12 protein-coding genes are annotated in these 13,441 nt (G+C 63.5%); 10 read left to right on the top strand and 2 right to left on the bottom strand.

All coding sequences use genetic code 11. From position 1 onward, the window contains the following. Positions 1-7: 7 nt before the first annotated feature. The 8 genes from QY325_09525 (at position 8) to QY325_09490 (ending at position 10,314) form a co-directional block, all read left to right on the top strand. Positions 8-562 carry a hypothetical protein gene (locus tag QY325_09525; protein WKZ65002.1) on the top strand — a complete coding sequence of 185 codons (555 nt, stop codon included), beginning with the start codon at positions 8-10 and terminating at the stop codon, positions 560-562. Positions 563-1,158: 596 nt separating this feature from the next. After that, positions 1,159-2,187 carry a T9SS type A sorting domain-containing protein gene (locus QY325_09520; protein WKZ65001.1) on the top strand — a complete coding sequence of 343 codons (1,029 nt, stop codon included), beginning with the start codon at positions 1,159-1,161 and terminating at the stop codon, positions 2,185-2,187. A 47-nt stretch (positions 2,188-2,234) separates the two neighbouring features. Then, positions 2,235-2,798 (top strand): hypothetical protein, encoded by a 564-nt coding sequence (locus QY325_09515; GenBank protein WKZ65000.1) that lies wholly within the window; start codon positions 2,235-2,237, stop codon positions 2,796-2,798. Between the two features lie 595 nt (positions 2,799-3,393). After that, positions 3,394-4,428, top strand: coding sequence for a T9SS type A sorting domain-containing protein (locus tag QY325_09510; GenBank protein WKZ64999.1), 1,035 nt, complete (start codon positions 3,394-3,396; stop codon positions 4,426-4,428). 126 nt (positions 4,429-4,554) lie between these two features. Beyond that, a complete protein-coding gene (locus QY325_09505) occupies positions 4,555-5,028 on the top strand; it encodes a hypothetical protein (GenBank protein ID WKZ64998.1) in 474 nt (157 codons plus the stop codon). Positions 5,029-5,593: 565 nt separating this feature from the next. Next, complete coding sequence (locus tag QY325_09500; protein ID WKZ64997.1) at positions 5,594-6,610, top strand: T9SS type A sorting domain-containing protein; 1,017 nt, start codon at positions 5,594-5,596, stop codon at positions 6,608-6,610. A gap of 45 nt (positions 6,611-6,655) precedes the next feature. Then, positions 6,656-8,812: a tail fiber domain-containing protein gene (locus tag QY325_09495; protein ID WKZ64996.1), complete on the top strand. Its 2,157-nt coding sequence runs from the start codon at positions 6,656-6,658 to the stop codon at positions 8,810-8,812. A gap of 170 nt (positions 8,813-8,982) precedes the next feature. Further along, on the top strand, positions 8,983-10,314 hold the full coding sequence (locus tag QY325_09490) for a DUF2851 family protein (GenBank protein ID WKZ64995.1): 1,332 nt from the start codon (positions 8,983-8,985) through the stop codon (positions 10,312-10,314). Here QY325_09490 and QY325_09485 read toward each other — a convergent pair whose 3' ends face one another. Together QY325_09485 and QY325_09480 are read right to left on the bottom strand one after the other, a co-directional pair. Further along, positions 10,315-10,974 (bottom strand): DUF4956 domain-containing protein, encoded by a 660-nt coding sequence (locus tag QY325_09485; protein ID WKZ64994.1) that lies wholly within the window; start codon positions 10,972-10,974, stop codon positions 10,315-10,317. A 14-nt stretch (positions 10,975-10,988) separates the two neighbouring features. Then, entirely contained in the window at positions 10,989-11,750 is a 762-nt protein-coding gene (locus tag QY325_09480) for a polyphosphate polymerase domain-containing protein (GenBank protein ID WKZ64993.1), read from the bottom strand. Between the two features lie 85 nt (positions 11,751-11,835). Here QY325_09480 and QY325_09475 point away from each other — a divergent pair, with 85 nt between their 5' ends. Then, the gene (locus QY325_09475) at positions 11,836-12,318 is read left to right on the top strand and encodes a cytidine deaminase (protein ID WKZ64992.1); all 483 of its coding nucleotides are present in this window, start codon (positions 11,836-11,838) and stop codon (positions 12,316-12,318) included. A 67-nt stretch (positions 12,319-12,385) separates the two neighbouring features. Further along, on the top strand, positions 12,386-13,441 hold the full coding sequence (gene pdhA, locus QY325_09470) for a pyruvate dehydrogenase (acetyl-transferring) E1 component subunit alpha (protein WKZ64991.1): 1,056 nt from the start codon (positions 12,386-12,388) through the stop codon (positions 13,439-13,441).

Raw genomic sequence — 13,441 nt, 5'->3', positions numbered from 1 at the left:
AACGGACATGAACACGAAGAACTGGACGAGACACCTGGCTTGGGGTGTGCTCGGGCTTGTTAGCCAACAAGTCTTCTCACAAGTATCTGTACCGAACAACAATGGTGGGCCAGGTTTTTTCGTAGGCTGGAACGCCGGTGCGAACCAGATCCTGGAGGTAAGGAACGACGCGAACCAGCCGATCGACTTCTACACCAGCGCCATCCACCGGATGCGCTTGAATCCCTCGTGGACCACAACCATCGGTGCCTTCCCCCCGCAGGATGCGAGCGGCTACCTGGGCCTCTGCCCCACGGGTACGATCTGGAACGGCAATCCGGGCCCCTTCAGCCGCCTGCATTTGAGCGATGGCACCACGCCGCAGCAGGGCAGCCACCGGCCATGGATGCGCAACGGGGTCACCCTCACGGGCAACCGCGATCACGGCTACCTGGGGCAGAAGGCGAACGGGGCTGACAATACGGACATGGTGCTGCATTGGAGCGACAACCCGGGGGTGAACTTCAGCCTGGGCCGTGTCTCTCGTAGAGGACTCTGCACCTCAGTGCCGCAACCGTCCTGATCGGCTGTTCCTGCAACGTGTATCGAATATGAATTCCACAAGGAGCAATCGACGGTGCGCTGGCATATCTGGTTCCATCACCTATATTCGTTCATCATGAGATTCCTTCGGTGCCCATCGGATGCGTGCTTCACCCGCACCAGCGGCCCAAGGGCGATGCGCTCCAGAGGGATTGCTTACGTGTGCCCTGCAGCGCGAAAGGCGGATGCTCACCGCGACGGTGGAAGCTCTCTCTCTCTCTCTCTCTCTCTCTCTCTCTCTCTCTCTCTCTCTCTCTCTCTCTCTCTCTCTCTCTCTCTACAATGACACGGCCTGCAAAGGCCGCCACGAAAAAGCCCCCGGTGCGCGAACACCGAGGGCCGAACTCCGCGGGCTGAGGCCCTCGAAGCCCGCTCATGTCACACCTAACCCTCGCTAAAAGGCAAACGAAACAGAGCAGCGCGAAGATAAGGTGCCACCGCTGAGCCCTCCAGGCAGCGCCGGGCCGTGCATACACGGTCTTTCAGCGGAGCCTTGCCGCAACCCGCGACGGGCAAGGACTTGAAAGGAGCGGAAGAGGACCGGGGCGATGCTCCCGGCCGATACGAGAAACGACGATGACCTCCAACGCGATGAACAACAGGTGGTGCCGCTTGGCACTGGTGCTTGGCGTGCACTGCCTGTTGTTCGTTGCTGCCCCGCGCTGCGAAGCGCAGAACCTGGTGCCCAACCCGGGGTTCGAGGAGGCGGATAGCTGCTCTGATCAGCTGCCTCCCTTCGCAGGCATCCATGATTGGTACAGCGTGAACGGAAGCCCGGATCATCTGCGTAGCTGTTTGCCTTACGGGGATTTCCGAGGGCTGCCCATGAATTTCTTCACCTATCAGGAGCCGTTCGAGGGCGAGTCTTGCGCGGGAGTGTACACCTACTTGCAGAATGGCCAGACGGAGTACCGGGAATGGATCATGGCTCCTTTACTGGAACCCTTGGTGATTGGGCAGACCTACTACGGCAGCTTCCGGGTGAATGCGGCGTTTGGAGGCAATCACACCTATCCCCAACATTGGCTGGCCAATGATAAGGTGGGCATGCGCTTCACCACCACGGCCATGCCTGCATGGAATGCCCCCAATCCCTATCCGGTGCCGCCTAATCAGGCGCACATCCTGTATCCGCAGATCCTTAGCGATACGGTGGGCTGGACCCTGGTGAGCGGCAGCTTTGTGGCGGACAGTGCCTACCAGTACCTGATGATCGGGCAGTTCTTCAGCAATGCCTTGACGGATACGCTGCATTTCTCACCGCAAGGGGTTCCCTGGTATTGGTTGCCTCGCGCCTACACTCTGGTGGATGCGGTCTGTGTTTCGGCCAGCCCGGAGGGTTGCGATCTGGGGCAAGGGGTGGGCGACGGCGCGGCAGCGGGACCGATACTGTTCCCGAATCCTGCGCAAGATCAAGTGATCGTGGGGCAACGGGCAGGGGCTGAAGCGCAGGTGCTGGATGCGGTGGGGCGCGTGCTGTGGCAGGGCCGTATCACCGGCAATCACTGGGTGCTGGAGGTGGGGAGTTGGGCGCGCGGCGCGTATGGGCTGCGCATGGTGTATCAGGGCAAGATGGAGTCGTTCAAGTTCGTATTGGCCGAATAGGGCGCATCGTTCCGGTCCTTTTCAGTGAACACCTAACACGAAAGGACATGAGAGCGAAGAGTTTCTTGCAGCACCTTATCCTCGGTGCGCTGTTGCTAACGACCGGCAAGGTGGTCGGGCAATCCACCACACCCGGCAATGTGGCTGGCGCCGGAACCGATTTCCTGGGATGGAATAACAACGGGGCCAATAACTTCCCGCTGCGGGTGCCGCATAATCTGAACCAGCCGATCGACTTCTACACCAGCGCCATCCACCGGATGCGCTTGAATCCCTCGTGGACCACAACCATCGGTGCCTTCCCCCCGCAGGATGCGAGCGGCTACCTGGGCCTCTGCCCCACGGGTACGATCTGGAACGGCAATCCGGGCCCCTTCAGCCGCCTGCATTTGAGCGATGGCACCACGCCGCAGCAGGGCAGCCACCGGCCATGGATGCGCAACGGGGTCACCCTCACGGGCAACCGCGACCACGGCTACCTGGGGCAGAAGGCGAACGGGGCTGACAATACGGACATGGTGCTGCATTGGAGCGACAACCCGGGGGTGAACTTCAGCCTGGGCCGTGTCTCTCGTAGAGGACTCTGCACCTCAGTGCCGCAACCGTCCTGATCGGCTGTTCGTGCAACGTCTATCGAATATGAATTCCACAAGGAACAATCGACGGTGCGCTGGCATATCTGAATCCATCACCTATATTCGTTCATTATGAGATTCCTTCGGTGCCCATCGGATGCGTGCTTCACCCGCACCAGCGGCCCAAGGGCGGTGCGATCCAGAGGGATTGCTTGCGTGTGCCCTGCAGCGCGAAAGGCGGATGCTCACCGCGACGGTGGAAGCTCTCTCTCTCTCTCTCTCTCTCTCTCTCTACAATGAAACGGCCTGCAAAGGCCGCCACGAAAAAGCCCCCGGTGCGCGAACACCGAGGGCCGAACTCCGCGGGCTGAGGCCCTCGAAGCCCGCTCATGTCCCACCTAACCCTCGCTAAAAAGGCAAACGAAACAGAGCAGCGCGAAGATAAGGTGCCACCGCTGAGCCACCCCGGCAGCACCGGGCCGTGCATACACGGTCTCTTGGCGGAGCCTTGCCGCATCCCGCGACGGACAAGGACTTGAAAGGAGCGGAAGACGGACCGGGACGATGCCACCCTGAGCCCTGAGCATGTCGAAGGGCGAAGGGTGCTCCCGGCCGATACGAACAACGATCGATGACCTCCAACGCGATGAACAACAGGTGGTGCCGCTTGGCACTGGTGCTTGGCGTGCACTGCCTGTTGTTCGTTGCTGCCCCGCGCTGCGAAGCGCAGAACCTGGTGCCCAACCCGGGGTTCGAGGAGACCGATAGCTGTTGGTTGGGGATCGGGATCTTCCCACAAGGGGCTGGCCCGACCCACTGGTACAGCGCCAACGTCACCCCGGATCACTTCATGAGCTGCTTGCCGTATGGAGGGATCAACAGCCTACCATTCAACTTCCTCACCTTTCAGTATCCTTACGAGGGAGCGAATTGTGCGGGCCTGATCACGTACCATACCGACGGATCGACCGAGCAACGTGAATGGCTGATGGTCCCATTGCTGACACCGATGGTGCCTGGACAGACCTATCACTGCAGCTTCCGGGCGAACGCGGCTTTCGGCGGCACAGGACCCTATCCGCAGATCTGGCTTGCCAGCAGCCATGTAGGCATGCTGTTCACCACTTACGACCGGGAGTGGACCTGGGGTGACCCTTACCCCTCACCGTTGAACACGGCTCACGTCCATTACCCCCAGGTCTTGGTTGATACCGTGGGGTGGACCTTGGTGAGTGGCAGCTTCGTAGCGGATAGTGCCTACAGCTACTTGATGATCGGCAACTTCTTCAGCAACGCCTTGACGGACACGCTTCATTTCGCCGATCCGAATTCGGTCTTCCCCTGGTACCCATGGGGCTATACCATGATCGACGCGGTGTGCGTCTCGCCCAGCGCAGAAGGTTGTGATATTGGCCAAGCCGTGCATGTGACCAGTGAGAACACGACTGTTATCTTCCCAAATCCCGCAACGGATTGGTTGGTCCTAGTCGGCCGGTCACATGCTGAAGTCCGTGTGCTGGATGCGGTGGGTCGGTCGGTTTGGGAAGGAATGGTGCCTAATGATCGCTGGGAGTTCGAGGTCGGCGGATGGGCGCGTGGTGGGTATGTGCTGCACATGATCCACAAGGGCAGAAGGGAGGTGCACAAGTTCGTATTGACCGAGTGAATGCATCGTTCCGGTCTTTTCGATGAACCGAGAACTCGAAAAGACATGAGAACGACGAATTGGTTGAAGCACCTTGTTCTGGGTGCGTGCATAATGGCTTCTGGCCATGGGTTTGGACAGGCGTCTGTGCTTGGGCATACTGGCGCGCCGGGGAATTACTTAGGTTGGAACAATCTCCAGGGCTTCCCGCTGGATATTCGGCACAATGGGGACCAGCCGATCGACTTCTACACCAGCGCCATCCACCGGATGCGCCTGAATCCCTCGTGGACCACAACCATCGGTGCCTTCCCCCCGCAGGATGCGAGCGGCTACCTGGGCCTCTGCCCCACGGGTACGATCTGGAACGGCAATCCGGGCCCCTTCAGCCGCCTGCATTTGAGCGATGGCACCACGCCGCAGCAGGGCAGCCATCGGCCATGGATGCGCAACGGGGTCACCTTCACGGGCAACCGCGACCACGGCTACCTGGGGCAGAAGGCGAACGGGGCTGACAATACGGACATGGTGCTGCATTGGAGCGACAAACCGGGGGTGAACTTCAGCCTGGGCCGTGTCTCTCGTAGAGGACTCTGCACCTCAGTGCCGCAACCGTTCTGATCGGCTGTTCGTGCAACGTCTATCGAATATGAATTCCACAAGAAACAATCGACGGTGCGCTGGCATATCTGAATCCATCACCTATATTCGTTCATCATGAGATTCCTTCGGTGCCCATCGGATGCATGCTTCGCTCGCATGGGCGGCCCAAGTCCGGAGGGCAATGAAGCTGCTGTACGGGCATTTGCCGCCTGGCAGGAATCGGGCTGTCACCCCGACAGCTCTCTCTCTCTCTCTCTCTCTCTCTCTCTCTCTCTCTCTCTCTACAATGACACGGCCTGCAAAGGCCTCCACGAGAAAGCCCCCGGTGCGCGAACACCGAGGGCCGAACTCCGCGAGCTGAGGCCCCCGAAGCCCGCTCATGTCCCACCTAACCCTCGCTAAAAAGGCAAACGAAACAGAGCAGCGCGAAGATAAGGTGCCACCGCTGAGCCACCCCGGCAGCACCGGGCCGTGCATACACGGTCTCTTGGCGGAGCCTTGCCGCATCCCGCGACGGACAAGGACTTGAAACGAGCGGAAGAGGACCGGGACGATACTCCCGGCCGATACGAACAGGAACACGATGAACTCCGCTAGCACACATGGTCATTCCAGGCGCATCAAGCTCCTTCCGGCCTTGGCATTGGCGGTGTTCTGCACACCTTCCAGCACGCACGCCCAGAACCTTGTACCCAACCCTGGGTTCGAGGAGACCGATAGCTGCACCTTCGGGCTGGGCTTGGGTGCCCTTCACCACTGGTACAGTGCCTACTTGACGCCGGACCACCTGCAAAGTTGCCAACCTTATGGTGTTGCCAATGGCTTACCCCTCAACATCCTCACCTTTCAGCAACCGTTTGAGGGGAATTCCTGCGGAGGGATCATCACCTACGATGGGCATACCGGACAAGAGCAGCGCGAATGGCTGATGGTGCCCTTGCTGAGCACCTTGGTTCAAGGACAGACCTACTACTGCAGCTTCCGAGCGAATGCGGCATACGGCGGGAATGGATGGAACCCGGTAAACTGGCTGGCCAGCAATAATCCGGGCATGCTCTTCACCACCTACGATCGGCGCTGGCTCTGGGGCGATCCCTATCCTGCGGCCTTGAACCAGGCGCACATCCTGTATCCGCAGATACTGAGCGATACGGTGGGATGGACCCTGGTGAGCGGCAGCTTCGTGGCTGACAGCGCTTACTCCTACCTGATGCTCGGCAACTTCTTCAGCAATGCACTCACCGATACGCTTCATCTTGCTCCGAACGTACCCGAGTGGGGGAGGTTTAGTTACACGCTGGTGGATGCGGTGTGTGTTTCACCCGATCCGGATGGATGCGAGCGAAGCCAGGGCATGGAGGAGTTGGGCGCAGGAGTCCCTTTCGTGTATCCGAATCCGGCCAGTGATGTACTGGTGATTAGTAACGCTGCCGGGCGCGATGCGGTGGTGCTGGACATGCTGGGGAAACGGGTATGGAGCGGCAGGACGCAGCATGATCGATTCGGGTTGGATGTGGGGGCCTGGGCGCGCGGTGCGTACGTATTGCAGGTGCATGGAGCACGAAGTGTGCAGGTCGTGAAGTTCGTATTGGCCGAATAGGAGCATCGTTCCGGTCCTTTCAGTGAACCAACAACACGAAAGGACATGAGAACGAAGAACTGGACGAGGCACCTGGCTTGGGGTGTGCTCGGGCTTGTGAGTCAACAGGCTTATCCACAAGTGACCGTACCCAACAACAACGGGCTAGGTGGCGCATTCTTGGGCTGGAACGCCGGTGCGAACCAGATCCTGGAGGTAAGGAACGATGCGAACCAGCCGATCGATTGGTACACGGATGCCATTCGGCGGATGCGCTTGAATCCCTCGTGGAACACAACCATCGGTGCCTTCCCCCCACAGGATGCGAGCGGCTACCTGGGCCTCTGCCCCACGGGTACGATCTGGAATGGCAATCCGGGCCCCTTCAGCCGCCTGCATTTGAGCGATGGCACCACGCCGCAGCAGGGCAGCCACCGGCCATGGATGCGCAACGGGATCACCCTCACGGGCAACCGCGATCACGGCTACCTGGGGCAGAAGGCGAACGGGGCTGACAATACGGACATGGTGCTGCATTGGAGCGACAACCCGGGGGTGAACTTCAAGGACCGCTTGCGGTTCATCTTCACCAGCGCGTACACGGGCGTGCTTCCCTATGGGGCACAGAGCCAGGAGGGCCTGGAGGCCATGCGGATCTTCCCGGCCCGGTCGGACCAGGCCTTCGTGGGCATCGGTGATTACTATGCGGGCAACCTGCTCAGCGGGGGCGCCATCACCGAGCCGGAGGAGCGGCTGGAGGTGCTCAACCGCACGATCCGCCTCCGGAGGCTGATACCCGATTACAACAACGACACGATCACGCGTGTGCTGGTGGTGGATACCACCGGCCGGATCCACTGGCGCCGCATCTCCACCTTCCCGGTCACCACCGGCGGCTCCGGTTGCACGTGGGGCTACGGTAGCGGCCCTGGGGCGCTCAACATGTACATCGCTTCGCAGTTCAATCCGCTGGGCTGCCCTGGCGACCACAACACGGTGGGCATCGGCGCCGGTGCGAATACGGAGAAGCTCCTGGTGCAGCACCATGATCCGGTTGGCTCCGGCATCACCACGGCGGCCAAGTTCGATATACAGGGCACCTTGCCCGGGAACGCCATCCTGCGGGGCGTGGAGGCCGTGGTCATCGGCGGCAGCCAGGGCAATCACGGGGTGTATTCGCTCGCTTGGAATGCAACCGGCGAGAACGCCTGCTACTTCGCTCATAACCGCATCAAGGAATCCACCGCCAACCTGTTCAATTACGGAATGAAGGCGGACATCATCGTGGAGAACGGGTCCACCAGCGCTGAAACCTACGGCGCCAAGCTGGACGTGGGCACGGGCGATGCGGCCACCCAGCTCTTCGGCGTGCGGGCCACATTGGATGCGCCTTACGCCGACACCACCGTCTATGCGTTCTATGCCAGTGTGCTGCACCCGGGGGTGCAATGGGCGGGCTGGTTCAATGGCCGGGTGTTCGCGCAAGCCACCTACGGGCTATCGGACCAGGCGGTGAAGACGGGCGTGGCCGATGCGGATGTGACGGCGGTCTCCGACGCTCTGGCAGCCTTGCCAGTGCACACGTACGCGTACAACCAGGAGCAATTCCCTGAGCTGGGCCTGCCCGGCGGCCAGCACACAGGCGTGCTGGCGCATGAGATGGAGCAGTTGTTCCCGGAGCTGGTGACGAATGCCACGGTTCCGGCTGAGCTGGACTCCACAGGCGGCGTGGTGAGGCCGGCCCGCTCCTTCAAGGCGGTCAACCTAACGGGCCTGGTGCCCCACCTTGTGGCAGGTTATCAGGCCAGCAGCCAGCGCATGCAGGCGCTGGAGGAGCAGGTGGCCGCTCAATCGGCCCAGCTCGCGCAGCTTGCGGCCCAGTTGGCCGCCTGCTGCGCAGCCGGCCCCACGGACGCGGATCAGCGCTCAGGCGCTGCGGATGAGCGGCTGAGCCCCGCCCAGGAGCGCCTGCTGCGCATCGCGCCCAACCCCTTCGCCGACCGCACCACGCTCTATTGCACCCTGGAGCGCGCGGGCCGCATGCAGCTGCTGGCCAACAGCGCCGATGGCCGCGACCTGCGGGTGCTGGCGGAAGGCCAGCGTGAAGCCGGTGAATTCCAGCTGGAGTGGAGCACCGCCCACCTGGCGCCCGGCATGTACTATGTGACCCTGCTCCTCGACGGGGAGCCTGTGGTGAAGCGGGCGGTGAAGGTTGGGCGGTAGCTTTCAGCGGGTTGGGCCCCAAGAATCCGGTTGGAAGGGGGCCGTGCGATTGCGCGGCCCCCTTCTCATGGGGCGCTGAACGCCATGGTCAGGATGGCTACGCCCTGATTCCTGGTCATGAGCGCCGCCTGGCCTGAAACGGACAGCCGCGTTCCGATACCTTCACCACCATGGCGGATGGCGGTGCCGGCCCCCTCGTGCTCCTCGACCCGGCCTTCCCGTATGGCGAGGACCTGCTCCAGTTCATCTGGGAGCAGGGCCTCTATGATCGGCATGCGCTGCGCACTACGGACGGCCGCGCGGTGGAGGTGGTGAAGCCGGGCCGTATCCAGCGCGACAGCGGCCCCGACCTGGTGGATGCGCAGCTGCGCATCGATGGCCAGCACTGGGCCGGCACGGTGGAGGTGCACCTGCGCTCCAGCGAGTGGAACGCGCACGGCCACCAGCGCGATCCGGCCTATGAGAACGTGGTGCTGCACGTGGTGTATGAGCACGATGCCGAGGTGCGCACGCGGTCGGGCGCGGCGTTGCCCACCGTGGAGCTCTTCCCGCGCATCTCCACCGAGAGCATCGCCGTGTACCGCTCCCTGATGCGCGGGCAGGGCGCGGTGCCCTGTGCCGGCCGGCTGGCAGCGCTGGACCCGGCCCGCATCGGCCCATGGCTGGAACGCGTGCTGGTGGAGCGGCTGGAGCGCAAGACCGCCGCGGTGGAGGCCCTATACCGGGACCTGCGCCATGATGCGGCGGAGACCGTGTACCACATGCTGGCGCGTGCCTTCGGCCTGAAGGTGAATGCCGAGCCCTTCGGCATGCTGGCGCACGCCCTCCCGCTGCGGGTGGTGCTCAAGCACCGCGACGATGCCCTGCGCACCGAGGCCCTGCTGTTCGGGCAGGCCGGCCTGCTGCAGGTCGATTTCGTGGATGACTACCCGCGCTTGCTGCAGCAGGAGCACCGCGTGCTGGCGGCCCTGCACGGGCTGCGACCGGCGCCCGTTGCCGCATGGAAGTTCGCGCGCATGCGGCCGGTGAACCTCCCCACGGTGCGGATCGCCCAGTTCGCGCAGCTGCTCATGCGCTGCGAGGGATCGTTCGGGGAGCTCCTCGGCACCGACGATGCCGTGCAGATGCGCGCGCTGCTGGATGTTGAGGCCGGCGGCTACTGGAGGGAGCGCTACGTGTTCGACAGGCCCAGCGCGCTGCAGCCGAAGCGCCTGGGCAGGGCCGGCGCCGACCACCTGATCATCAATGCCATCGTGCCCGCGCTCTTCGCCTTGGGGCGCCTCACCGGCCGGCCCGCCCAGTGCGACCGCGCCCTGCACCTGCTGGAGCAATTGCCGGCCGAGCGCAACGCGGTGCTGACGGAGTGGGCGGGGCTGGGCCTGCCGGCGGATTCGGCCGGCCGCGGGCAAGCGCTCATCGAGCTCCGCACGTCCTACTGCCAGCCGCGGCGATGCCTGGCCTGCGGCATCGGGCAGCAATTGCTGCGGCGCACCGCGCCCTGATCAATCGTCGCCATCGTCGGCGCGCAGCTCCGTGAAGGACCGGTCGCCCTGCTCATCGTCGTAGTAGAAGACGCGCAGCTGCACGGTGTCGCGCAGCAGGTCGATGCGGCCGATCTCCACGCGCGAGACCTTCACGCCGAGCCGCTGGTGCAGGTCGTCGTGCAGCAGCTGCCGGTTCTCGGGCTTGATGAGATCGATGCGCTCGTAGATCACCTGGCGCATGGCCTCGTGGCGGGTGAGCCACAGGTGCTCGAGCACGTAGGTGGTGGTGAGGATGAGCACGTTCGTGAAGAGGAGCTCGAGCAGGCTCACCTTCTTGCCGAAGAGGGCGTTGACCACCGCCACGGCGATCACCGCCAGCAGGTAGGTCATGTCCTTGATGCTGATCTGCTCGGTGCGGTAGCGCAGGATGCTGAAGATGGCGAAGAGCCCGAAGGCGAAGCCGGTGCTCAGCTTCACGCTGTTGAGCAGGCCGCAGAGGAAGAAGATGAGGACGTTGAAGAGGAAGTAGGTGAAGAGGAAGTCCTTCTTCCGGTGGATGGGGTAGTAGATGAGCCGGATGAGGATGTACACCACCGCCAGGTCGATGGAGAACTTGAACAGCAGTTCCCAGAAGTCGGTGTGGAACAGCTTCCAGCCCAGGATCTCGATGCTCTTCATGCGGATGGCAGGGTTCAGGCGGCTTGACGGATGCGCTCCAGCTTCAGCAGCACCTCCTTGAAGGCGTTGTGCTTCACCCGCCGGCCGAGGGTGAGCATGCCCACGCAATACTTGCTCATGCCGCTGGGCCTGATGCCCATGCGCCGCATCTGCTGCACGAAGGGCGACTGGCGGTCGGCGCGCGGCTGCTTGAGCTCGGCCACCACGATGCCTCCCAGTGCGCCCGCTCCGTGCGGGTCGGAATAGCGCAGGTCAATGTCCAAGGTGAGGCGTTCGGTGCCCGCCTTGGCCACGAAGGTGTAGCGCGTGAAGTGGTTCCAGAGCGCGGGTTGGAGCGCTGCTTCGCTGTGGCTGGCCTCCTGCACGAAGCGCTGCTGCTCGGGCGTCAGGGCATCCGGGATGCGGTCCACGCGCTGCCGGGCCTTGTCGGTGCGGCCGGTGCCGGTCTTGCGCTTCACCTCCAGGTACACCAGTCCGCTGCCCAGGTATTCGCGGAACCGGACCTTGCTGCGGAAGGTGCGCTTGTTGTGGTGGTCGCGGTAGTGCTTCAGGTCGGCCGTGTCGAAATAGAGGCTGCGGTACCGGGTGCCCCGCTTGCCGTCGACCTCCAGCACGCGGTAGTGGGCGGAGAGCGCCTGCAGCAGCGCTGGCAGCTGTCGCTCGGAGAGGACATACTTGGTGTCCACGCGGTTCTGCAGCTTCACCGAATCCATCTCCTTCAAGGTGATGGGCTCGAACCGGTCGATGAGCGCTGCGGTATCCACGTTCGGGTGCAAGGGTGGCAAAACTACGGACTGCCCGTGTTCGGGCCCCTTGCCCGGCGCCGGGTTCAAGTACCTTCGCCCTCCTTTCGAAGAAGCCATGGCCGAGCGCCACCAGCACACCTTCACCTACCGGCGGATGCGCCGCGAGCAGCTCCCTGCCGCCGATGCCGGCCTGTTGCAGCGGGCGCAGGAGGCTGCGGCGCGGGCCTACGCGCCGTATTCGGCGTTCCGCGTGGGCGCTGCGCTCCGCCTTGCAGACGGCACCGTGCTGGAAGGGAGCAACCAGGAGAACGCATCCTTCCCCGCGGGCACCTGCGCGGAGCGCTCGGTGCTGCACTACGCCATGGCCCAGCAGCCCGGCGCGCGGGTGGAGGCCATCGCCGTGGTGGTGCCGCAGGTGGCCGGCGACGACCCGGTATCGCCCTGCGGCATCTGCCGGCAGGCGCTGCTGGAGCAGGAGTCCCGCCAGCGCGCCCCGGTGCGGGTGCTGCTGGGGACCGCCAGCGGCTGGGTGATCGAGCTGGAGAGGGCGTCGGACCTGCTTCCGCTGCAGTTCGATGGCTCCTTCCTGAAGCCCTGATCCCGCCGGGCAGGGTGGAGGGGCCGGGCTATATTTGCCCCCCGCCTTGCAAGGCGGCAAGCACGCCATGACCACGAAGACCGCGACCCCCGGCCACGCCCGCGGAGCCAAGGCCAAGACCGCCCCCCCCGCCTCGGCGGCACCTGGAAAGGAGACCCATCTGCGCTGGTTCAAGGACATGATCCTCATGCGCCGCTTCGAGGAGAAGTGCGGGCAGCTCTACACCATGCAGAAGTTCGGCGGCTTCTGCCACCTTTACATCGGCCAGGAGGCCGTGCTCGCGGGCATGGTCACCGCCATCCGCCCCACCGACCGCATCATCACCGGCTACCGCGACCACTGCCACCCCTTGGTGCTGGGCGCCTCGGCCAAGAACGTGATGGCCGAGCTCTACGGGAAGACCACCGGCACCAGCAAGGGCAAGGGCGGCAGCATGCACTACTTCGACAAGGCGCGCAACCTGTTCGGCGGCCACGGCATCGTGGGCGGGCAGATCGGCCTGGGGGCGGGCATCGCCTTCGCCGACAAGTACCGCGGGGAGGACCATGCGACCCTCTGCATGATGGGCGATGGCGCCGTACGCCAGGGCCTGCTGCACGAGACCTTCAACATGGCGATGACCTGGAAGCTGCCGGTCATCTTCATCATCGAGAACAACAACTACGCGATGGGCACCAGCGTGGAGCGCACCAGCAACGTGCACGACCTGAGCAAGCTGGGCCTGAGCTACGAGATGCCCGCAGAGGGCGTCAACGGCATGCGCTGCGCCGACGTGCACGATGCCATCGAGCGGGCCTGCGCCCACGTGCGCGCCGGCAACGGCCCCATGCTGCTCGACATCAAGACCTACCGCTACAAGGGGCACAGCATGAGCGACCCCCAGAAGTACCGCACCAAGGAGGAAGTGGAGGATTACAAGAAGCAGGATCCCATCGAGCAGGTGAGGGCCACCCTGCTGGAGAAGAAGTGGGCCTCCGAGAATGAGCTGGAGGCCATGGACGAAGCCGCCAAGCAGGAGGTGGAGGAGGCCGTGAAGTTCGCCGAGGAGAGCCCGGTACCCGCCGAGAGCGAGCTCTACACGGACGTCTACCACCAGGCCGACTACCCCTTCCTGAAGGACTAG

The organism is Flavobacteriales bacterium, from assembly GCA_030584065.1.
GTDB lineage: Bacteria > Bacteroidota > Bacteroidia > Flavobacteriales_F > PHOS-HE28 > PHOS-HE28.
This window is presented reverse-complemented; position numbering and strand designations above follow the sequence as displayed.

Bases quoted from the DNA above. Each gene is read 5' to 3' on its own strand.
- QY325_09500 (WKZ64997.1), top strand. From the start codon at position 5,594: ATGAACTCCGCTAGCACACATGGTCATTCCAGGCGCATCAAGCTCCTT.
- QY325_09515 (WKZ65000.1), top strand. From the start codon at position 2,235: ATGAGAGCGAAGAGTTTCTTGCAGCACCTTATCCTCGGTGCGCTGTTG.
- QY325_09490 (WKZ64995.1), top strand. From the start codon at position 8,983: ATGGCGGATGGCGGTGCCGGCCCCCTCGTGCTCCTCGACCCGGCCTTC.
- QY325_09475 (WKZ64992.1), top strand. From the start codon at position 11,836: ATGGCCGAGCGCCACCAGCACACCTTCACCTACCGGCGGATGCGCCGC.
- QY325_09525 (WKZ65002.1), top strand. From the start codon at position 8: ATGAACACGAAGAACTGGACGAGACACCTGGCTTGGGGTGTGCTCGGG.
- QY325_09485 (WKZ64994.1), bottom strand. From the start codon at position 10,974: ATGAAGAGCATCGAGATCCTGGGCTGGAAGCTGTTCCACACCGACTTC.
- QY325_09510 (WKZ64999.1), top strand. From the start codon at position 3,394: ATGACCTCCAACGCGATGAACAACAGGTGGTGCCGCTTGGCACTGGTG.
- pdhA (WKZ64991.1), top strand. From the start codon at position 12,386: ATGACCACGAAGACCGCGACCCCCGGCCACGCCCGCGGAGCCAAGGCC.
- QY325_09520 (WKZ65001.1), top strand. From the start codon at position 1,159: ATGACCTCCAACGCGATGAACAACAGGTGGTGCCGCTTGGCACTGGTG.
- QY325_09495 (WKZ64996.1), top strand. From the start codon at position 6,656: ATGAGAACGAAGAACTGGACGAGGCACCTGGCTTGGGGTGTGCTCGGG.